The sequence below is a fragment of the Streptomyces sp. M-16 genome, assembly GCF_052114405.1.
GTDB lineage: Bacteria > Actinomycetota > Actinomycetes > Streptomycetales > Streptomycetaceae > Streptomyces.
Map to the genome: position 1 here is coordinate 61,026 of NZ_JBFRER010000024.1, position 19,478 is coordinate 80,503.

Consider the following 19,478-nt stretch of genomic DNA (forward strand, 5'->3'; position numbering starts at 1 on the left):
CGCCGGCACCAGCGTGTGCGATAGACATTGTGTCCATCCGTGTCCGAGTCGCGGCAACGGATTTTCCCGAGGGGACCAAGGGAGCCAGTGGACGTGGAGCGCAAGGCGGTACGCCGACGGGTCCTGCCCGGGATCGCGATGATCACCGCACTCGCGGCCGGCGTGACCGGTCTCGCAGGATGCACCGACGGCAACGGCATCGGGAGCACCAGCGACCAGAAGGGCGGCGGGAGCACCACCGCGCCCGCCCAGCCCGGCAAGTACCGCAGCCTGCCACAGCCCTGCAAGGCCGCCGACGCCAAGCGCCTCAAGGCCATGCTCCCGGCCTCCGACTCCCTCACCACCCAGCAGCGCGAGCAGCTCTACGCCGGAACCGCGGAGCCCTCCTTCGACGGCGACCGGCACGTCGGCTGCCGCTGGAACGCGCAGGCGCCCGAGGGGACCCTGCTGCTGTCGGTCACCTTCGAGCGCGTGGTCTCGTACGACCGGGCCGCCGCGAGCGACGACGACAAGGCGCACACGGTGTTCGTACGCCGCCTCACGGACGCGCACCTGCCCTTCCCCGGCATCACGGGCTCCCCCTCCCCGAGCACCGCCCCCGGCGCCACCCCCGGTAGCACCCCCGGCACCGCCCCCGGCGCCGCCGAGACCCCCGCCCAGCCTTCCGCTTCCCCCTCCGCCCTTCCCTCCTCCGCTTCCGCCCCCGCCTCCGCTTCGCCCTCCGCCCCGGCGTCCCCCACCACCGCGCCCGAGCTCGGCTCGCGCGTTCTGGAAGGGCTCGGCAACGAGGCGTACCTGGACGACAAGCTGAGCCCGGCCGGGGCCAGCGCCGCCCAGTCGCGCACCGTGCGGATTGTGTTCCGCACCTCCAACGTCCTCGTCACCGTCGAGTACAGCGTGCAGCCGTCCGGACCCGGCACACTCCCCTCAAGTGCGGAAACGCAGGACAAGACGCGCCAGTTGGCACAGGCCCTGGCCGAGCGTTTCAACGAGTGAGGCCCCCGCCCCGCGAGGGCGTGCGGGGCCGTCGTGACGGCGCGCACAGCAGGCGGGCGCCCGGTCGGGCTACCGTTGCCCGGGTCCCGCGCCCGTAAGAAGTCCCCAACGTCTGAAGGAACCATGCACCGATCAGCCTCGCGTCTCACCCGTGTTCTCGCCTGCGCAGCCGTCGTCCCGGTGATCCTCACCGCCGCCGGGTGCTCGTCCGACTCGGAGAAGTCCTCGGGCTCGGATTCCGGCAAGAAGTCTTCGGCCTCCTCGTCCGCCAAGCCGAGCTCGAAGGCCTCGGCCGCCCTGGAGAAGGTGGCGTTCGCGAAGCTGCCCGACCCCTGCAAGGCGATCACGTCGAAGACCATAGATTCGGTCGTTCCGGAGGCGAAGGAGAAGAACGGTACGGCCGCGAAGTCGAACGACCTCGCCAACCGGGCCAGCTGCTCCTGGAACGGCCTGCAGACGGACGGCGTGAAGGGCTCGCAGTACCGCTGGCTCTCCGTCTCCCTGGTCCGCTACGACTCGCACGCCACGCTCGGCAGCGGTGACAAGCGCGCCGAGGAGCAGTACAACAAGCAGATCGAGCTGGCGAAGACCGTCGAGGGCGCGCACGACGTCAAGGTGGAGCAGGCCGGCGGGATCGGCGACCAGGGTTCCTCGGTCGCGTACGGGGTGAAGAAGGACGTCGACTTCCTCAACACCACCCTCGTGGTCCGCACCCACAACGTGGTCGTCACGCTCGACTACAACGGTGCCGCCTACGAGGGCGCCGGCGCCCCCGACCAGGCGAAGCTGCTCCAGGACGCCGTCGCGGCGGCCCGTGACGCGGTGAACGCGGTCGACTCCGCCAACAAGGGCGACGCCGCTCCCGAGCAGGCCCCGTCCGGTTCCGCTTCGCCTTCCGGTTCGGCTTCGCCGTCGGGTTCCGCTTCCCCGCAGCAGTAGGTGCCGGGCGGTAAGGGGCCCTAGGGAACGGGTGACGCGCAGTCACCCGTACGCTGTGCCTGCCGTAGCTCGACAAGGGGAGGTCGCGGGTGGCCGCGATGCAGCTGACTCGTACGCACCGGATACTCATCGGTGTCGTGGTCGCCGGTGCCGTGGTCATCGCGGGCATCGGTTTCGCGGGATCGTACGCCGCGGTGCGCGCTCTGGCGTTGCAGAAGGGCTTCGGCAACTTCTCGCTGGTGTTCCCGATCGGCATCGACATGGGCATCTGCGTGCTGCTGGCGCTGGACCTGCTGCTGACGTGGATCCGCATTCCGTTCCCCCTGCTGCGCCAGACGGCGTGGCTGCTGACGGCGGCGACGATCGCGTTCAACGGCGCGGCGGCCTGGCCGGACCCGCTGGGCGTGGGCATGCACGCCGTGATCCCGATCCTGTTCGTGGTCACGGTCGAGGCGGCCCGGCACGCCGTGGGCCGGATCGCGGACATCACCGCGGACCGGCACATGGAGGGCGTCCGCATCACCCGCTGGCTGCTCTCGCCCGTCCCCACCTTCAAGCTGTGGCGCCGGATGAAGCTGTGGGAGCTGCGCTCCTACGAGCAGGCGGTCGGCATGGAGCAGGACCGGCTGATCTACCAGGCGCGGCTGCAGGCCCGGTACGGGCGGGCGTGGCGGCGCAAGGCGCCGGTGGAGGCGCTGATGCCGCTGCGGCTGGCCCGGATCGGCGTGCCCCTGTCCCAGACGGCCCCGGAGGGGCTGGTGGCGGCGGGCATCGAGCCGGTGCTGCTGCCCCCGGCGGGCCCGGCGGCCCCGGCCCTGGAGGCGGCGACCCCGGAGACCGCGGCCCCGGAGACCGCGGCCCTGGAGGCGGCGGCCGGCCCGAAGGCCGCGGAGGTGCTGGTTCCGCAGCAGGCGGGTCCGGCGTCGGCTCCGGGCGCGGGCCCGTCGGCGGTGCCCCCCGTCACGCACGCCCCGCCGGCGTTCGCGGTGGATCCCACCGCGATGCCGGCGGCGCACGACAGTGCCTGGTTCGCGGCGCCGCTGGCCCCGCAGGCGGCGTACGAGGGCGGCTACAACCCGCAGTACGTGGAGGGCCTGGAGCCGACCCCGGTCATGCCGCCGTCCGGCCCGGAGGAGCTCCTGGAGCAGGAGCCGTCCCGGAAGCCGTCGCAGCAGCTGCTGCCGGACGAGGAGGTCGACGACTCCGGGGCCGACCTCGACGAGGTGAAGTTCGCGGAGGCGGCGTACGAGGTCTTCCGGACGTACATCGAGGAGAACGGCAAGGTCCCGAGCCCCGAGCAGGTCGACATATACCTCTCGGACCGGCACGGCATCGCGCACCCGCGCAGTTTCAGCACGATCAGCCGGCTGATGCCGGAGCTGAAGCAGCGCTACCAGCGCGACCTGGAGAACGAGCACATCGCCTGATCGTCCTGGCACGCGGAAGGGCCCCGCACCCCCGAGGGGGTGCGGGGCCCTTCCGTACGGCCGGTACGCCGCGGGGTGCCTCAGACGGCGAGCAGCTTGCGCACCCGGTCCGCGCCGACGGCGAGGAGCAGGGTGGGCAGGCGCGGTCCGGTCTCCCGGGTCACCAGGAGGCGGTAGAGCAGGGCGAAGAACTCGCGCTGGGCGATCTTGAGTTCGGGCGTCGGCTTGGCGTCGGGCTCCAGCCCGGCCATCACCTTGGGCACGCCGTAGACGAGGGTGGTGAGCCCGTCGAGGGACCAGTGCGAGTCGAGGCCCTCCAGGAGGAGGCGCAGCTGCTCGCGGCCGTTCTCGTCGAGGGAGGACAGCAGCTCGGTGTCGGCGGCCTCGCGGACGAGGGTGCGCTGGTCGGCCGGGACCTGGCTGGTGATCCAGTTCTCGGCGCGGTCCAGGCGCGGGCGGACCTCGTCGAGGGAGGTCAGCGGCTGCGTCGGGTCCAGGTCGGTCAGGATGCGCAGGGTCTGCTCGTCGTGCCCGGCGGTGATGTCGACGACCGACGCGAGGGTGCGGTAGGGCAGCGGGCGCGGGGTGCGGGGCAGCTCGTGGGAGGCGACGCGGACGGCGCGGGCGTGCGCGGCGGCGTCGGCCGGCAGCACGGTGCCGTCGGCGACCTTGCCCTCCAGCTTGTCCCACTCGTCGTACAGCCGCTGGATCTCCTGGTCGAAGGCGATCTTGAAGGACTGGTTGGGGCGGCGGCGCGCGTACAGCCAGCGCAGCAGCTGCGGCTCCATGATCTTCAGCGCGTCGGCCGGGGTGGGGACCCCGCCCTTGCTGGAGGACATCTTGGCCATGCCGCTGATGCCGACGAAGGCGTACATCGGGCCGATCGGCTGCTCGCCGCCGAAGATGTGCACGATCTGGCCGCCGACCTGGAAGGACGAGCCGGGCGAGGAGTGGTCGACGCCCGAGGGCTCGAAGATCACGCCCTCGTGGGCCCAGCGCATGGGCCAGTCGACCTTCCAGACCAGCTTGCCGCGGTTGAACTCGCTCAGCTTGACGGTCTCGGTGAACTCGTCCTCGGTGCAGACGTAGGTGAGCTCGGTGCTCTCGTCGTCGTACGCGGTGACCTTGGTGAAGTCCTTGCCGCACTCGCCGCAGTAGGGCTTGTACGGGAAGTAGCCGCCCTCGGCGCTGCTGCCGTCGTCCTCGGCGGCGGCGCCGGAGCCCTCGGCGGCCTCCAGCTCGGCCTCGTCGACCTGCTTCTGCTGGGGCTTCTTGCCGCCCGGCTTCTGCTTGGTGCGGTACTGGTCGAGGACGGCGTCGATGTCGCCGCGGTGCTTCATCGCGAACAGGATCTGCTCGCGGTACGCGCCGGAGGTGTACTGCTCGGTCTGGCTGATCGGGTCGTACTCGACGCCCATCTCGGCGAGGGCCTCGACGAAGGCCGCCTTGAAGTGCTCGGCCCAGTTCGGGTACGCGGAGCCGGCCGGGGCGGGCACGGAGGTCAGCGGCTTGCCGATGTGCTGGGCCCAGGACCCGTCGATGCCGGGGACGCCGGCCGGGACCTTGCGGTAGCGGTCGTAGTCGTCCCAGGAGATGAGGTGGCGGACCTCGATGCCCCGGCGGCGGATCTCGTCCGCGACCAGGTGCGGGGTCATGACCTCACGGAGGTTGCCCAGGTGGATCGGGCCGGAGGGGGAGAGTCCGGACGCGACGACGACGGCTTTGCCGGGTGCTCGGCGCTCCGCCTCAGCGATGACCTCGTCCGCGAAACGGGAGACCCAGTCGGTCTCGGTGCTGCTCTGAGCCACGACACGTCCTTCTATCTCGAAATGCTGGCTACCGCCATTCTCCCAGACGGAAGCGGGCCCTCCGAGGTTGCCTGCGCGGGTCCTGCGCCTCCGTCGGGGAGGAGGCGCGGCGGGCCGCCGCCGCGGGGAAATCCCGGGATGTGGACAGGCGCTCCGTGGGATACTCGACACGCATCAACCGACTCACAGGAACGGCAGCTCATGGCCTCGGTCCCCTCCCTCGCTTCCTCCGTCGAACAGCGCGTCGCGGACGCCCTCGCCTCCGCCCTGCCGGAGGCCGGTGCGACCGACCCGCTGCTGCGACGAAGCGACCGGGCCGACTTCCAGGCCAACGGCATCCTGGCGCTCGCGAAGAAGGCCAAGGCCAACCCGCGCGAGCTGGCGACGACCGTGGTCGAGGGCATCCCGACGGGTGACCTGATCCGGGAGATCGAGGTCTCCGGCCCCGGCTTCCTCAACATCACGATCACCGACCGGGCGATCGTCGAGACCCTCGCGGCCCGCGCCGCCGACGACCGCCTCGGCGTGCCGCTGTCGCCGTCCGCGGGCACCACGGTGATCGACTACGCGCAGCCGAACGTCGCCAAGGAGATGCACGTCGGGCACCTGCGGTCCGCCGTGATCGGCGCGGCGATGGTGGAGATCCTGGAGTTCACGGGCGAGACGGTGGTGCGGCGTCACCACATCGGCGACTGGGGCACCCAGTTCGGCATGCTCATCCAGTACCTGCTGGAGCACCCGCACGAGCTGGACCACAAGTCGGACGAGGAGGTCTCCGGCGAGGAGGCCATGTCCAACCTGAACCGGCTGTACAAGGCCTCGCGCGCGCTCTTCGACTCCGACGAGGAGTTCAAGACGCGGGCGCGGGCGCGGGTGGTGGACCTCCAGGCGGGCGAGCCGGAGACGCTGGCCCTGTGGCAGCGGTTCGTGGACGAGTCGAAGATCTACTTCTACTCCGTCTTCAACAAGCTGGACATGGACATCAGGGACCCGGACGTGGTCGGCGAGTCCGGCTACAACGACATGCTCGCGGAGACCTGCAAGCTGCTGGAGGACTCGGGCGTCGCCGTCCGCTCCAACGGCGCGCTGTGCGTGTTCTTCGACGAGTACAAGGGTCCGGACGGCAACCCGACCCCGCTGATCGTTCAGAAGTCCGACGGTGGTTTCGGCTACGCGGCCACCGACCTCTCCGCGATCCGCGACCGCGTGGGCAGCCTGAAGGCCGACACGCTCATCTACGTCGTGGACGCCCGCCAGGCACTCCACTTCAAGATGGTCTTCGAGACGGCCCGCCGGGCCGGCTGGCTGAACGACGGGGTCAAGGCCGTCCAGCTGGCCTTCGGCACCGTCCTCGGCAAGGACGGCAAGCCGTTCAAGACCCGTGAGGGCGAGACGGTGCGGCTGGTGGACCTCCTCGACGAGGCCGTCGAGCGGGCGACTTCGGTGGTCCGGGAGAAGGCCGAGAAGGTCGGCCTGACCGAGGAGGAGATCGTCGAGAACGGCCGGTACGTGGGCATCGGCGCGGTGAAGTACGCCGACCTGTCCACCTCCGCGGCGCGCGACTACAAGTTCGACCTGGACCAGATGGTCTCGCTCAACGGCGACACGTCCGTCTACCTCCAGTACGCGTACGCGCGCATCCGCTCCATCCTGCGCAAGGCGGGCGACCGCAGCCCGGTCGCGCACCCGGAGCTGGAGCTGGCCCCGTCCGAGCGGGCGCTGGGCCTGCACCTGGACGGCTTCGGCGAGCTGCTCTCGGAGGCCGCGGCCGAGTACGCCCCGCACAAGCTGGCCGCGTACCTCTACCAGCTGTCCTCGCTGTTCACGACGTTCTACGACCAGTGCCCGGTCATCAAGCCGGAGCCGGAGCCCGTGGTCGCCGAGAACCGCCTGTTCCTGTGCGAGCTGACCGCCCGCACCCTCTCGAAGGGCATGGCCCTCCTGGGCATCCGCACCCCCGAGAAGCTCTGACCGACACCGCCCGACGGCCCCCGGCGCGACCGCGCCGGGGGCCGTCGCGCTGCGCCGTCCTGTCATGCCCCCTTCGTATTCGGCCGGAAAATACCCGGCGGTGGTGTCCCGTTCACATGGCCCTCCTACGGTCGGCCCGATCGTGCCGAACACCCGAGGGGGATCTCCCGCACATGCGCCGCAGACCGCTGAAGACGCTCACCGTCCTGGCCCTGGCCAGCGCCGTGGCCGCCGGCACCGCCGTCACCGCGAACTCCGCACCCCAGCAGAGCGACTCGCACCAGGACATCAGGAACGTCATCTACCTGCTCGGTGACGGAATGGGCCGCACCCACGTGACGGCCGCGCGCGACCGTTACGTGGGCGCCACCGGCAAGCTCACCATGGAGACCCTCCCGAACACGGGCGCGGTCGCCACCTACGCCGTCGAGAAGAACAGCGCGAAGCCGGCCCTGGTCACCGACTCGGCCAGCTCCGCGACCGCCTGGGCCTCCGGCGTGAAGACCTACAACGCGGCCATCGGCGTGGACGCGTACGAGAAGAAGGTCGCCACGCTGATGGAGCAGGCCCACGCGGCCGGCTTCGCCACCGGCAACGTCTCCACCGCCGAGATCACCGACGCCACCCCGGCCGCCCAGTTCAGCCACGCGCTGCTGCGCGGCTGCCAGGGCCCGGTCTACTCCGACGCCGCCTGCCTCCCGAAGAAGGACGACGGCAGCTACGAGCAGGCCCCGGCGGACAAGACGCTGATCACGCCGATCGCCGAGCAGATCGCCCGCAACGGCACCGCCGACGTCATCCTCGGCGGCGGTCTCGCCCGCTTCGAGCCGGACGACCAGAAGGCCCTCCAGGCCCAGGGCTACCAGGTGCTCGGCAGCTTCGGCGACCCGGCGCTGCCCGCGCAGACGGCCGCCAGCCAGAAGGTCGCCACCAAGTCCGACCTGGACAAGGCGGGCGGCAAGAAGGTCATCGGCCTCTTCAACCGCGGCAACCTGACGGTGGAGCAGAACAAGGCCGCCCTGCCGGCCGACGCCCCGCAGAAGCAGGAGCCCTCGCTCGCGGACATGACCCGCAAGTCGATCCAGCTCCTGAACGACCGCAAGCAGGGCGGGTCGTACGACCGCAACAAGTCGAAGAAGGGCTTCTACCTCCAGGTCGAGGGCGCCCAGATCGACAAGCGTTCGCACGCGAACGACGCCGCGCAGACCCTCGCCGAGGTCAAGGCCTTCGACGACGCGGTGAAGGCCGCCTACGAGTTCGCGAAGAAGGACGGTCACACCCTCGTGGTCGTCACGGCGGACCACGAGTGCGCCGGCTTCAACATCATCGAGAAGGGCACCTACACCAACGCCGAGGCCGTCGCGCCCCCGGCCAACACGGACGCCGGCAACACGGCCAACAACAGCGTCCCCTCGCGTGCCGCCTCGGGCGCCAAGGACCCGGTCCGCTCCAGTGGCATCCTCAACGGCGCGGGCTCCGGTGACGCGAAGAACTTCGCTCCGGCCACCTTCCGTACGCCCGACGACCCGGCGAACGTGAAGGACGGCAGCCCCGAGGCGAGCCTGTGGCTGACCTACCTGTCGGGCAACCACACCGGCGCCGACGTGCCGATCTTCGCCTACGGCCCGAACGGCAACGCCTTCGCCACGAGCCAGATCAACACCGAGCTGTACGGCAAGCTGTACCGCTCGCTGTTCGGCCGCTCCCCGCAGCAGCACTGATCCCCTGGCGGCCGGGGCCGGGGGCGCACTCCCCCGGCCCCGGCCGCCGTCGTTCCCGGCCCCGTCCCGGCCTCCCCGGCGGGCCCCGGCCGCCGTCCTGGCGGCCGGCCCCTTCCCGGCCTCCCCAGGAGCACTTCCGATGACGTACCTCCCCCGCGCCGCGGCCGCCGCCACGGCCGCCGCCGCCCTGTTCGCGCTCGTCACGGGCTGCTCCGGTGCCGGGACTCCGGCCGCCGTCGAGGGCCCGGCCACCGCCGCCTCCCCGGTGGCCCTGCCCGCCCCCCGCAGCGCGCCCTCCCCGGCCGCCGTCCTCACCCCGGCGCCCACGGCGGGCGAAGTCCGCGTCCAGCAGGGCCCGTTCACCGACCGCGTGAAGGCGACCGGCCTGCGCCTCACCCCCGGCACGCCGTCCGTCACCGGGCACATCGCCATCAGCTCCGACGTCAGCGACACCCTGGCCCTGGAGATCACCGCCGCGTACTACGACGCGGAGGGCCACCTGCTGGGCACCGGCACCTTCCACCACGAGGAGGAGGGCGAGGAGGGGCACGCCGGAGCGCCCCACACCGGCCCGCGCGCGACCGGTGACGGCATCGACTTCACCGTCCCCGCCGACCACCTCACCGGCACCCCGGCCGGCGCGGTCCTCTCGATCCCGGTCCTGGTCAACGAGTAGCCGCCGCGTGACGCGCGTCACAGGGAACGTTTCCCCGGGTCGCCGCCTCTTCGGTGTGTCGGCAACCGGTACACCGAGGGGGAACACCATGGACGAGGACAGATCGCGGCGCCGGGCGGGCGTCGCAGTGGCCGGACTGCTGGCCGTCGACGGGCTGGCACACCTGTACTGGGCGACCGGAGCCACCTGGCCCGCCCCCGACGAGCGGACCCTGTCGCTGGCCGTGCTCGGCACCGAGGTGTCCTTCGGACCGCCCGTCGTCCTGCCCCTGGCCGCGCTCACGCTGGCCGCAGGGGCGGGGGTCCTGGCCCACGGGTACGGGCGCGGCGGGCGCGTGAGCCGGGCCGTCGCGGGCGCGGTGGCCGCGGGGCTCGCCGTACGGGGCCTCGCGGGCCTCGGCTGGGCCGCCGGGCTCCTCCCCAGCCCGCCCGACAGCCCCTTCCACGCCCTCAACCTCGCCCTGTACACGCCCGCCTGCCTCGGCTTCGGCTGGGCGGCGGCCCGGCTGGCCCGCGCCAGGTGAACCCCGCCGACCGCGAACGCGGGGTCGCGCTGGTCCGCGCGGCCCGCGCCGGCGACACCCTCGCGCTGCACGCGCTGCTCGACCACCTGACCCCGTACATCGCCCGCATCTGCACCCCGATCGCCCTCGCGGACGGCCCGGACGCCACGCAGGAGGCGCTGCTGGCCGTGTTCACCGCCCTCCGGTCGCTGCGCGATCCCGAGGCCCTGTACGGCTGGGTGCGGGCCCTGTCCGTACGGGAAGCGGTACGGGTGGCCCGGCGGGCGGCGCGGATGCGGCCCGCCGAGCTGGACGACGTACCGGCCGGGGGCGATCCGCAGCTCGCCGCCGACATCGACGACGTCCTGGCCCGCCTGACGCCCGAACACCGGGCCGTGCTCGTCCTGCGGGACGTGGACGGCCTGGACGAGGAGAGCGCCGCGGCCCTCCTGCGCATCCCGGCCGGCACCGCAAAGTCCCGCCTGCACCGGGCCCGTACCAGCTTCCGAAAGGCGTGGTCCGCGTGACCGACCCGACCCTCCCGCCCCCCGCAGCGCCCGCCCCCGGGATCGACCCCGTGCACCGGCTGCGCGTCATGGCGGCCGCCGTGCGCGGCGCGCACGTCGCCGAGCACGTGGTGCAGGCCCCCTTCGAGGAGGTCTGGCCGGTCATGGCCGCCCTCGGCTTCCTCCCCGACTTCCACCGCGTCCGCGTCGTACGCGCCGACGCCGACGCCGACGGCGGCCGCTTCGAGGCGCTGGCCCGCGGCCGGTACGGCTTCCGCGCCCACCTGCGGGGCTTCGCCCGACCCGGCTGGTGCTGGCTGCAGAGCCGCTTCCTGATCGTCGGCCTCGCCGCCGCCCCCGCCCCGGACCCGGCCGCCACCCGGATCGCCCTCACCGGCGGCGTACGCGTCCCCACCCGGGCGGCGGTCGTCCCCTTCGCCACCCGGCGCGAACTGGACGAGGCCGCGCACCGGCTGGCGGCCCTGGTCCGCACCGCGGCGCCCCGGCCGGGCGGGTAAGGCCGTGCGCCACCGGGCGCGCCCCGTTCACCCGTTCGGCCCGATTTCCGCCGCCGGGGCCGGGTAGGGGTCGGCCCGTCCTTCCCCCGAGCGCCACCCGGAGGCATCCGTGCCCGACATGAACGGCCCCTACAAGCCCGGCACCCCGTGCTGGATCGACCTGATGGTCCCCGACCAGCAGGCGGCCATCGACTTCTACTGCGACCTCTTCGGCTGGCAGGGCGAGGTCGGACCGGCCGAGACCGGCGGGTACGCCGTCTGCACCCTCAAGGGCAAGCCGGTCGCCGGGATCATGAAGGCGATGAACCCGGACGGCACCGTCCCGGACCCGCTGCCGCCGACGGTGTGGACCACCTACCTGTCCACCGACAACATCGACGGCACCACCAAGGCCGTCACCGACGCCGGCGGCACGGTCATGATGGGCCCGATGGACGTCATGGACCTCGGCCGGATGGCCGTGATCGCCGACCCGACCGGGGCCGTCGTCGGCCTGTGGCAGCCCGGCACCTTCGACGGCGCGGGCATCGTCAACGAGCACGGCGCGCTCATCTGGAACGAGCTGACCACCCCCGACCTGCCGGCCGCCGCCGCGTTCTACTCCTCGGTCCTGCCCGTCACCACGGCCCGCTCCGAGATGCCCGGCGCCGAGGGGTACATCGAGTTCCAGGTGGCCGGCCGCGCGGTCGGCGGGATGATGGACCTGTCCCAGCTCCCGCCGGGCGTGCCCCCGCACTGGCAGGCGTACTTCAGCGTGGACAGCGTCGACGAGGTCCAGGACGCCGCCGTCCGCGCCGGCGGCAGCGTCCTCGCACCCGCCTTCGACATGGCGGCCGGCCGGATGGCCGTCCTCGCCGACCCGCAGGGCGGAGCGTTCTCGATCATCAAGGCCACCATGCAGGAGCAGCCGGCCTGACCCCCGCCCCCGGGGCCTCGACCCGCCGGACCGTGAAACGCCCGTGGGTGCGGGGGAGTTCCCCGCACCCACGACAACGGCGGGACGGGGCAACCGGGGAACCACGGGGTACTTGATCATCGTGGGGCGCGCCCGGGCGCCGCGGATCCCGCCCGTACGGCCGTCGGACGGACGGCGGCCCGGACGTCCTCACGTCCGGACCGCCGCGCTGACCCCTTCCCTCCGGAACCGGTCAGCGCTCGATCGGGTAGGACGTGCGCCCCGACGCGCCGTCGATCTCGTCGTGCGCCTTGGTGAGCAGTTGCTCCTTCAGATCGTTGAGCGCGCGGGCCGCGGCGAGCTCCTCGCCCACCCTGGGCTGATTGCCGTCACTGGGGTGACGGCTCGCGTAGCCGTGCGAGCGCAGTTCACTCCCGTCCGGCAGCCGGACGAGGGCGGCGGCGCGGGTGCGTTCGTTGTCCTCCTGGAACCGCACGTCGACGTGCCATCCGACGGTGTCCTTCATGACGATCACCTCCGTGGCCGCCGCCGCGTCACCCTGGCGAGCGGCCTCCTGCGGCGCGCACCGCTCGGCGGTCACGCGGTCAGCGGGTACGAGTGCCGGCCCGTCGCCTCGTCGATCTCCCCGTGGGCCTTCTGGAGCAGCTGGCCCGCGAGGTCCATCAGGGCCCGCGCTCCGGCGATCTCCTCACCGACCCGCAACTGCTCCGGGTCGGACGGGTGCCGCATCGCGTAGCCGCGCGCCCTGACCTCGGAACCGTCGGCGAGCCTCAGCAGGGCCGCCGCATTGGTGCGGTGGCCGTCCTCGGTGAACTCCATCTCGACGTGCCAGCCTGCGAGTGTGGGCATGGCGGATCACCTCCACAGTCCGTGCCGCCTCTCCCCCCAGCCTGCTCCTCCCGCCCCGCTAGGGCCAGTCGACCATGGCGGCGAAGACGATCACGTTCAGCACCACGGCTCCCGGCGCCGCCAGCGCCAGCGCCACCCGCCGCGCCCGGTTGCCGTGCCTCCACGGAAGCGCCCAGCAGGCCACGAGCAGGAGCAGTACGAGGACCAGCCCGCCCGTGAACACCGTCCACGCGGGCCCGAAGCTCGCGTCGAAGCGGTCGGAGGCCGCCTCCTCGCAGGAGTCGCAGGCCATCGGCGAGATCCCCGCGAAGAACAGGGTGACGGCGGCGGCGGGCAGGGTCAGCACGGTGGAGAGGAGCGGCGCGACGTACGCGCGGCGGTCGCGCTCGGCGGGGGCGGTGGTGTCCATGCCCCCACTCAAGCGGGACGGCGCCGGGCCGGCATGAGTGTCCGTACTCATCCCGGCCCGGCGCCGCACTCAGCGCACTCAGCGCCTTCAGCGGGTCTCGCGCAGCCAGCCCGCGACCTCGGTCGCCCAGTAGGTGAGGATCGTGTCGGCGCCCGCCCGCTTGATGCCGAGGAGGGACTCCAGGATCGCCCGGTCCCGCTCGATCCAGCCCTTCTCGGCGGCGGCCTCGACCATCGCGTACTCGCCGCTGATCTGGTACGCCGCCACCGGCACGTCCACGGCCTCCGCGACCCGGTGGAGGATGTCCAGGTACGGACCGGCGGGCTTGACCATGACCATGTCGGCGCCCTCCTCCAGGTCCAGCGCCAGCTCCCGCAGGGACTCGCGGGCGTTCGCCGGGTCCTGCTGGTACGTCTTGCGGTCGCCCTGGAGGGAGGAGCCGACGGCCTCGCGGAACGGCCCGTAGAAGGCGGAGGAGTACTTCGCGGTGTAGGCGAGGATCGAGACGTCCTCGTGCCCGGTCTCGTCGAGGGCGTCGCGGACGACGCCGACCTGGCCGTCCATCATGCCGCTCGGGCCCACCACGTGGACGCCCGCGTCGGCCTGGACCTGCGCCATCTCCGCGTACCGCTCCAGCGTGGCGTCGTTGTCGACGCGGCCGTGCTCGTCGAGCACCCCGCAGTGGCCGTGGTCGGTGTACTCGTCCAGGCACAGGTCGGACATGATGACGAGGTCGTCGCCGACCTCGGCCTTCACGTCGCGGATGGCGACCTGGAGGATGCCGTCGGGCTCGGTGCCCGCCGTGCCGAGCGCGTCCTTGTTCTCGTCGGCCGGTACGCCGAACAGCATGATCCCCGAGACACCCGCCTCGACCGCCTCCACGGCGGCCTTCCGCAGCGTGTCCCGGCTGTGCTGGACGACGCCCGGCATCGCCGAGATCGGCAGCGGCTCGGTGATGCCCTCCCGGACGAACGCCGGGAGGATCAGGTCCGAGGGGTGCAGCCGGTACTCCGCCACCATCCGCCGCATGGCCGGGGTGGTGCGCAGCCGGCGGGGCCGCGAGCCGGGGAAGGATCCGTACGCGCTCATTCTCAGTCGCCTCTTCGAGCATCGACAGCAGTCCCCCCAAGCCTAGGGGCCCGCCGTCCGCACCCCGAACTCGCACCACACCGCCTTGCCGGGCATCCTCGGCGTGACCCCCCACCGGTCCGCGACCCCGGCCACCAGCAGCAGCCCCCGCCCGCCCTCGGCCCCCGGGTCCCGGTCCGCGATCCGGGGCCGCCCGCCCCCGCTGTCGTGCACTTCCGCCCGGACGGCCCCGTCGAAGAGCATCAGCCGCACCCGGTAGTACCGGCCGGGCGGCACCCCGTGCAGCAGGGCGTTGGTCGCCAGCTCGCTCACGCAGAGCAACAGGTCGTCCCGACGGTATGTGACACCCCACGCGTGAAGTGTCTCCGCCGTGAACTCCCTGGCAGGGCGGACGGATTGGGGGCTGCGGGGGAAGTACCGCTCGCGCAGCAGGGCCGGATGGATTTCCACGTTCACGGAGCGATCGTCGCGGTGCGTGACTAGCGTGGCGGAGACGAAGAACCCGTACTCCTTCATGAGTACGGGTTGGTACCGGTATCTCGCATGCGTACGCGGGGAGTTCACAGGCATGCCACCACGCAAGAGGCCCCGGCCGAACGAGACGGCGATGAAGATGGTCGGCGCGCTGGTCGCCGCCGCCCGCGTCGCCAAGGGAATGACCCAGCGCGTCCTCGCCGAAGCGCTCCACATCGACGTCGAGACCGTCGCCTCGATCGAACAGGGCAGGCGCGTCCTGATGCCCAACGTCGCCGAGAAGATGGACCGCGCCCTCGGCCTGCCCGGCCTCCTGACGGTCGCGGCGAACRGGATGCCGGAGGTCGACATGATCCCCGCCTGGGCGGAGGAGTACATGGAGCGGGAACGGGAGGCCCTGGCCCTGTCCTGGTACGACACGCTGATCATTCCTGGCCTGCTCCAGACGGAGGGGTACGCCCGTGCGGTGTTCGGATGCCACGTCCCGTACCTCGGCGAGGAGAAGATAGAGCTGCAGACCTCCCTTCGGATGAAGCGTCAGAGGATCCTGCACCGCCCCACACCGCCAACGCTCAGCTTCGTCATGTGGGAGCCCGTCCTGCACGACCGGCTCGGCGGCGACGCCGTGTGGAGGCAGCAGCTGCATCACCTTCGCAGCTGCGCCGACTCCCCCGGCATCTCTCTCCAGGTCCTCCCCATGCGCATGGAGACCCACGCCGGTCTCTCAGGCCCGTTCACCCTGCTCGAAACCCCTGACTACCAGCGGCTCGCCTACTCGGAAACGCAGCGCGGCAGTGTGCTCGTGCGCGACCCGAATGAGGTCAGCATCCTTTYCCAGAAGTATGCGATGCTGCGGTCACAGGCCCTCAACTTCGCTGAGACGAAGGGCCTGTTGGACCGGCTGCTAGGAGAGGCATGAGCACCCCACTGAAGTGGTTCAAGTCCAGCTACAGCAGCGACCAAGGCGGCCAGTGCCTTGAGGTCGCCTTCTCCTGGCGGAAGTCCTCCTACAGTGGCGACGAAGGCGGCCAGTGCGTCGAGGTCGCCACCTGCACCTGCACCCACACGGTCCACGTCCGGGACTCCAAGGTCTCCGACGGGCCGGTCCTCGCCCTCGCCCCCGCCGCGTGGGCCGGGCTCACCCGGTGGGTTCGTTCCTGAGCGGTTCCTCCCCGCCCAGCCCCCCCGGCGGTGGTCCTCGCCGGGCCGGGGCGACCGGGCAACGGGAAAAGGGAAGGGGCCCGGGTGCGCTGTGCACCCGGGCCCCTTCCCCGCGTCCCGTAACGGGCCGGCCCCGTCTAAGCCGCTCACGTCGTACGACGGCGACGGGCGCCCGGACGGCGCTCGCTCGGGCGGGAGACCGTCTCGCCGGCCTCCTTCGCCGCCTCGCGGCGGGCCTCGCCGTACGCGGCGAGCGCCTCCGCCAGCTTCGAGACCGACGGCTCCGGCGACAGCACGTCCACGCGCAGGCCGTGCTCCTCCGCCGTCTTGGCGGTGGCCGGCCCGATGCAGGCGATGACGGTCACGTTGTGCGGCTTGCCCGCGATGCCGACCAGGTTCCGCACGGTCGACGAGGACGTGAACAGCACGGCGTCGAAGCCGCCGCCCTTGATCGCCTCACGGGTGTCGGCCGGCGGCGGCGACGCGCGCACGGTCCGGTAGGCCGTGACGTCGTCGACCTCCCAGCCCAGCTCGATCAGCCCGGCCACCAGGGTCTCGGTGGCGATGTCGGCGCGCGGCAGGAAGACGCGGTCGATGGGGTCGAAGACCGGGTCGTAGGGCGGCCAGTCCTCCAGCAGCCCGGCGGCCGACTGCTCGCCGCTCGGCACCAGGTCCGGCTTCACGCCGAACTCGACCAGCGCGGCGGCGGTCTGCTCGCCGACGGCGGCGACCTTGATGCCCGCGAAGGCACGCGCGTCGAGCCCGTACTCCTCGAACTTCTCCCGCACCGCCTTGACCGCGTTGACGGAGGTGAAGGCGATCCACTCGTAGCGGCCGGTGACCAGGCCCTTGACCGCCCGCTCCATCTGCTGCGGGGTGCGCGGCGGCTCCACGGCGATGGTCGGCACCTCGTGGGGCACCGCGCCGTAGGAACGCAGCTGGTCGGAGAGCGAAGCGGCCTGCTCCTTGGTGCGCGGTACGAGGACCCGCCAGCCGAACAGCGGCTTCGACTCGAACCAGGCCAGCTCCTCGCGCCGCGCGGCGGCGCCCTGCTCACCGACCACGGCTATGACGGGCCGCGCGCCCTCGGGGGAGGGGAGCACCTTGCCCTGCTTGAACACCTGGGCGATGGTGCCCAGGGTCGCGCTCCAGGTCCGCTGCCGGGTCGTCGTACCGCCCACGGTCACCGTCAGCGGGGTCTCCGGCTTGCGGCCGGCCGACACCAGCTCGGCGGCGGCGGCGGAGACGGTCTCCAGGGTCGCGGAGACCACGACGCTGCACTCGCTGGTGCCCACCTCGCTCCAGCAGCGCTGCGAGGCGTGCCGGGCGTCGACGAAGCGGACGTCGGCGCCCCGCTCGCCGCGCAGCGGCACACCCGCGTAGGCGGGCACGCCGACGGCGGTGGCGACACCGGGCACCACCTCGAAGGGGATCCCCTCGTGGGCGCAGGCCAGCATCTCGGAGGCGGCGTTCCCGTCGAGCCCCGGGTCGCCGGTGACGGCACGGACGACCCGCCTGCCGGAGCGCGCGGCCTCCATGACAAGATTGGCGGCGTCGCGGATCACCGGGACCCCGGCGGCGGCTGACAGTTCGTCAGCGACCGTCAGCTGCGGCGTGTCGACGCCCGCGCGCGCGTGGGTCCGTACGACGTCGAGCACCTCTGGCTCGGCGATCAGTACGTCCGCGGCGACGAGCGCCTCCACGGCGCGCAGCGTCAGCAGACCCGGGTCGCCGGGGCCGGCACCGAGGAAGGTGACGAGCCCGTGCGCGGCGACGGCCGGAAAAGCGGAGGTGGTGGGGCTTGAGGGGTTCAAAGGGATCGCTCCCCCATCAGACCGGCCGCGCCCTTGGCCAGCATCTCGTCCGCGAGTTCGCGGCCGAGCGCCATGGCCTCGTCGTACGACTGGGGCACGGGACCGGTGGTGGACAGCTGCACGAGCGTGGTTCCGTCGAGGGTTCCGACGACACCGCGCAGGCGCATTTCATTGACAATCTCCCCGTCGGCCAGAAGGTCGGCGAGCGCGCCCACGGGGGCGCTGCAGCCGGCCTCCAGGGCGGCGAGCAGGGCTCGTTCCGCGGTCACGGCGGCCCGGGTGTGCGGGTCGTCGAGCTCACCGAGCGCGGCGACGAGCTCCGCGTCGGACGCGAGGCACTCCACGGCCAGGGCACCCTGGCCGGGCGCGGGCAGCATGTTGTCGACCGACATCAGGTCGGTCGCCTCGTCGCCACGGCCGATCCGGTTCAGTCCGGCGGCGGCCAGCACGACCGCGTCGAGCTCCCCGTCGCGCACGAATCCGATGCGGGTGTCGACGTTGCCGCGGATCGCGACGGTCTCGATGCGCTTGCCCAGGCTGCGGGCGTACGCGTGCAGCTGCGCCATGCGGCGCGGCGAGCCGGTGCCCACGCGGGCGCCGTCGGGCAGCTGCTCGAAGGTCAGGCCGTCCCGTGCCACGAGCGCGTCGCGCGGGTCCTCCCGCTTCGGCATGGCCGCGATGACCAGCTCGTCGGGCTGGGTGGTCGGCAGGTCCTTCAGCGAGTGCACGGCGAAGTCGACCTCGCCGCGGACCAGTGCGTCGCGCAGCGCGGTGACGAACACCCCGGTGCCGCCGATCTGGGCGAGGTTCTCGCGGGACACGTCACCGTAGGTCGTGATCTCCACGAGCTCCACCGGACGGCCGGTGACCGCCCGGACCGCCTCGGCGACGTGCCCGGACTGGGACATGGCCAGCTTGCTGCGCCGCGTGCCGAGCCTGAGGGGCTGGTCGGGACGTGTGTTCATGATGCCCGTCCTGGGTCGTCGTCGTTCTTCGGATCGGCCGCGTCCGCCCGGCTGACGGATTCCACCGTCTGAGGGTCGAGGTCGAAGAGTTCGCGCAGCGCTTCGGCGTACCCGGCGCCACCGGGTTCGCTCGCGAGCTGCTTGACGCGCACGGTCGGCGCGTGGAGGAGCTTGTCGACGACGCGGCGCACGGTCTGGGTGACCTCGGCCCGCTGGCGCTCGTCGAGGTCGGGTACCCGCCCGTCGAGCCGTGCCACCTCCATGGCGACGACCTCGGCGGCCATCGCCCGCAGGGCGACGACGGTGGGGGTGATGTGCGCGGCGCGCTGGGCGGCGCCGAAGGCGGCCACCTCGTCCGCGACGATCGTGCGCACGGCGTCGACGTCGGCCGCCATCGGGGCGTCGGCCGAGGCCTCGGCGAGGCTCTCGATGTCGACGAGGCGCACCCCGGGGATGCGGTGCACGGCGGCGTCGATGTCGCGGGGCATGGCCAGGTCGAGCAGCGCCAGCCGTACGGCCGTGCCGTCGACGCTGCTGCGGACCGTCCGGCGGGGCTGCCGCTGGGCGGCGGCCTCGCCCTGGTCGGCCCAGGTGCCGTGCAGTTCGAGGGAGGTGGCGTCGACCCCGGTCAGCGCGGAGCGTCCGTCCCCGGCGGGGGCGTCCGGGCCGAGCGGGCAGCCCTCGGGCTCGGTGGCGGCCGGCGCGGGCGCGATGGTCCGCGCGGCGCCGGCGTCGGC

20 protein-coding genes and 1 pseudogene are annotated in these 19,478 nt (G+C 72.5%); 12 read left to right on the forward strand and 9 right to left on the reverse strand.

Annotated features, from left to right (window positions below):
* Window positions 1–93 precede the first annotated feature (93 nt).
* From AB4039_RS13830 to AB4039_RS13840, 3 genes are all read left to right on the forward strand, one after another.
* Window positions 94–996: a DUF3558 domain-containing protein gene (locus AB4039_RS13830; protein WP_266839734.1), complete on the forward strand. Its 903-nt coding sequence runs from the start codon at window positions 94–96 to the stop codon at window positions 994–996.
* A 123-nt stretch (window positions 997–1,119) separates the two neighbouring features.
* Window positions 1,120–1,935: a DUF3558 family protein gene (locus AB4039_RS13835; protein WP_266839735.1), complete on the forward strand. Its 816-nt coding sequence runs from the start codon at window positions 1,120–1,122 to the stop codon at window positions 1,933–1,935.
* Window positions 1,936–2,033: 98 nt separating this feature from the next.
* On the forward strand, window positions 2,034–3,362 hold the full coding sequence (locus AB4039_RS13840; protein ID WP_266839736.1) for a DUF2637 domain-containing protein: 1,329 nt from the start codon (window positions 2,034–2,036) through the stop codon (window positions 3,360–3,362).
* 80 nt (window positions 3,363–3,442) lie between these two features.
* Here AB4039_RS13840 and lysS read toward each other — a convergent pair whose 3' ends face one another.
* The gene (lysS, locus tag AB4039_RS13845; RefSeq protein ID WP_266839738.1) at window positions 3,443–5,170 is read right to left on the reverse strand and encodes a lysine--tRNA ligase; all 1,728 of its coding nucleotides are present in this window, start codon (window positions 5,168–5,170) and stop codon (window positions 3,443–3,445) included.
* Between the two features lie 201 nt (window positions 5,171–5,371).
* Between lysS and argS the strand changes: the two genes are divergently transcribed.
* The 7 genes from argS (at window position 5,372) to AB4039_RS13880 (ending at window position 11,980) form a co-directional block, all read left to right on the forward strand.
* A complete protein-coding gene (gene argS, locus AB4039_RS13850) occupies window positions 5,372–7,141 on the forward strand; it encodes an arginine--tRNA ligase (RefSeq protein WP_266839740.1) in 1,770 nt (589 codons plus the stop codon).
* Between the two features lie 173 nt (window positions 7,142–7,314).
* Entirely contained in the window at window positions 7,315–8,862 is a 1,548-nt protein-coding gene (locus tag AB4039_RS13855; RefSeq protein ID WP_266839741.1) for an alkaline phosphatase, read from the forward strand.
* A gap of 139 nt (window positions 8,863–9,001) precedes the next feature.
* Entirely contained in the window at window positions 9,002–9,538 is a 537-nt protein-coding gene (locus AB4039_RS13860; protein WP_266839742.1) for a hypothetical protein, read from the forward strand.
* An 88-nt stretch (window positions 9,539–9,626) separates the two neighbouring features.
* Window positions 9,627–10,061, forward strand: coding sequence for a DUF3995 domain-containing protein (locus tag AB4039_RS13865; protein ID WP_442270842.1), 435 nt, complete (start codon window positions 9,627–9,629; stop codon window positions 10,059–10,061).
* Window positions 10,058–10,567, forward strand: coding sequence for a sigma-70 family RNA polymerase sigma factor (locus tag AB4039_RS13870; protein ID WP_266839744.1), 510 nt, complete (start codon window positions 10,058–10,060; stop codon window positions 10,565–10,567). The genes AB4039_RS13865 and AB4039_RS13870 overlap by 4 nt, the downstream gene beginning before the upstream one ends.
* Window positions 10,564–11,064, forward strand: a complete 501-nt coding sequence (locus AB4039_RS13875; protein WP_266839745.1) for a hypothetical protein — start codon at window positions 10,564–10,566, stop codon at window positions 11,062–11,064. Before AB4039_RS13870 ends, AB4039_RS13875 begins: the two co-directional genes overlap by 4 nt.
* Window positions 11,065–11,182: 118 nt before the next feature.
* Window positions 11,183–11,980, forward strand: a complete 798-nt coding sequence (locus tag AB4039_RS13880) for a VOC family protein (protein WP_442270847.1) — start codon at window positions 11,183–11,185, stop codon at window positions 11,978–11,980.
* A 232-nt stretch (window positions 11,981–12,212) separates the two neighbouring features.
* Here the strand turns inward: AB4039_RS13880 and AB4039_RS13885 are convergent, their stop codons facing one another.
* The 5 genes from AB4039_RS13885 to AB4039_RS13905 all read right to left on the reverse strand — a co-directional run bounded on the left by AB4039_RS13885 (window position 12,213) and on the right by AB4039_RS13905 (window position 14,783).
* On the reverse strand, window positions 12,213–12,485 hold the full coding sequence (locus tag AB4039_RS13885) for a DUF1876 domain-containing protein (RefSeq protein ID WP_442270848.1): 273 nt from the start codon (window positions 12,483–12,485) through the stop codon (window positions 12,213–12,215).
* Between the two features lie 71 nt (window positions 12,486–12,556).
* The gene (locus AB4039_RS13890) at window positions 12,557–12,829 is read right to left on the reverse strand and encodes a DUF1876 domain-containing protein (RefSeq protein WP_030232177.1); all 273 of its coding nucleotides are present in this window, start codon (window positions 12,827–12,829) and stop codon (window positions 12,557–12,559) included.
* Window positions 12,830–12,887: 58 nt separating this feature from the next.
* Window positions 12,888–13,238, reverse strand: coding sequence for a hypothetical protein (locus tag AB4039_RS13895; RefSeq protein ID WP_442270843.1), 351 nt, complete (start codon window positions 13,236–13,238; stop codon window positions 12,888–12,890).
* Between the two features lie 87 nt (window positions 13,239–13,325).
* Window positions 13,326–14,327 (reverse strand): porphobilinogen synthase, encoded by a 1,002-nt coding sequence (gene hemB, locus AB4039_RS13900; protein WP_266839751.1) that lies wholly within the window; start codon window positions 14,325–14,327, stop codon window positions 13,326–13,328.
* 42 nt (window positions 14,328–14,369) lie between these two features.
* Window positions 14,370–14,783 carry an ATP-binding protein gene (locus AB4039_RS13905; protein ID WP_442270844.1) on the reverse strand — a complete coding sequence of 138 codons (414 nt, stop codon included), beginning with the start codon at window positions 14,781–14,783 and terminating at the stop codon, window positions 14,370–14,372.
* Window positions 14,784–14,895: 112 nt separating this feature from the next.
* Between AB4039_RS13905 and AB4039_RS13910 the strand changes: the two genes are divergently transcribed.
* A complete protein-coding gene (locus AB4039_RS13910) occupies window positions 14,896–15,720 on the forward strand; it encodes a helix-turn-helix domain-containing protein (protein ID WP_442270845.1) in 825 nt (274 codons plus the stop codon).
* Window positions 15,717–15,962 carry a DUF397 domain-containing protein gene (locus AB4039_RS13915; RefSeq protein ID WP_266839754.1) on the forward strand — a complete coding sequence of 82 codons (246 nt, stop codon included), beginning with the start codon at window positions 15,717–15,719 and terminating at the stop codon, window positions 15,960–15,962. Before AB4039_RS13910 ends, AB4039_RS13915 begins: the two co-directional genes overlap by 4 nt.
* Window positions 15,963–16,108: 146 nt before the next feature.
* Here AB4039_RS13915 and AB4039_RS13920 read toward each other — a convergent pair whose 3' ends face one another.
* The 3 genes and pseudogenes from AB4039_RS13920 to AB4039_RS13930 form a co-directional block, all read right to left on the reverse strand.
* Window positions 16,109–17,776, reverse strand: a complete 1,668-nt coding sequence (locus AB4039_RS13920) for a uroporphyrinogen-III synthase (protein WP_266839755.1) — start codon at window positions 17,774–17,776, stop codon at window positions 16,109–16,111.
* Window positions 17,773–18,741, reverse strand: a complete 969-nt coding sequence (gene hemC / locus AB4039_RS13925; RefSeq protein WP_266839756.1) for a hydroxymethylbilane synthase — start codon at window positions 18,739–18,741, stop codon at window positions 17,773–17,775. The genes AB4039_RS13920 and hemC overlap by 4 nt, the downstream gene beginning before the upstream one ends.
* Window positions 18,738–19,478: pseudogene (locus AB4039_RS13930) on the reverse strand (glutamyl-tRNA reductase); the annotation flags it as partial. The pseudogene AB4039_RS13930 and the gene hemC, both read right to left, overlap by 4 nt.

What these genes read in the sequence shown, in the direction of transcription:
- AB4039_RS13835 (WP_266839735.1), top strand. Translation starts at nt 1,120, where the DNA reads ATGCACCGATCAGCCTCGCGTCTCACCCGTGTTCTCGCCTGCGCAGCC.
- AB4039_RS13885 (WP_442270848.1), bottom strand. Translation starts at nt 12,485, where the DNA reads ATGAAGGACACCGTCGGATGGCACGTCGACGTGCGGTTCCAGGAGGAC.
- AB4039_RS13890 (WP_030232177.1), bottom strand. Translation starts at nt 12,829, where the DNA reads ATGCCCACACTCGCAGGCTGGCACGTCGAGATGGAGTTCACCGAGGAC.
- AB4039_RS13860 (WP_266839742.1), top strand. Translation starts at nt 9,002, where the DNA reads ATGACGTACCTCCCCCGCGCCGCGGCCGCCGCCACGGCCGCCGCCGCC.
- AB4039_RS13880 (WP_442270847.1), top strand. Translation starts at nt 11,183, where the DNA reads ATGAACGGCCCCTACAAGCCCGGCACCCCGTGCTGGATCGACCTGATG.
- AB4039_RS13865 (WP_442270842.1), top strand. Translation starts at nt 9,627, where the DNA reads ATGGACGAGGACAGATCGCGGCGCCGGGCGGGCGTCGCAGTGGCCGGA.
- hemB (WP_266839751.1), bottom strand. Translation starts at nt 14,327, where the DNA reads ATGAGCGCGTACGGATCCTTCCCCGGCTCGCGGCCCCGCCGGCTGCGC.
- hemC (WP_266839756.1), bottom strand. Translation starts at nt 18,741, where the DNA reads ATGAACACACGTCCCGACCAGCCCCTCAGGCTCGGCACGCGGCGCAGC.
- AB4039_RS13855 (WP_266839741.1), top strand. Translation starts at nt 7,315, where the DNA reads ATGCGCCGCAGACCGCTGAAGACGCTCACCGTCCTGGCCCTGGCCAGC.
- argS (WP_266839740.1), top strand. Translation starts at nt 5,372, where the DNA reads ATGGCCTCGGTCCCCTCCCTCGCTTCCTCCGTCGAACAGCGCGTCGCG.
- AB4039_RS13840 (WP_266839736.1), top strand. Translation starts at nt 2,034, where the DNA reads ATGCAGCTGACTCGTACGCACCGGATACTCATCGGTGTCGTGGTCGCC.
- AB4039_RS13915 (WP_266839754.1), top strand. Translation starts at nt 15,717, where the DNA reads ATGAGCACCCCACTGAAGTGGTTCAAGTCCAGCTACAGCAGCGACCAA.
- AB4039_RS13895 (WP_442270843.1), bottom strand. Translation starts at nt 13,238, where the DNA reads ATGGACACCACCGCCCCCGCCGAGCGCGACCGCCGCGCGTACGTCGCG.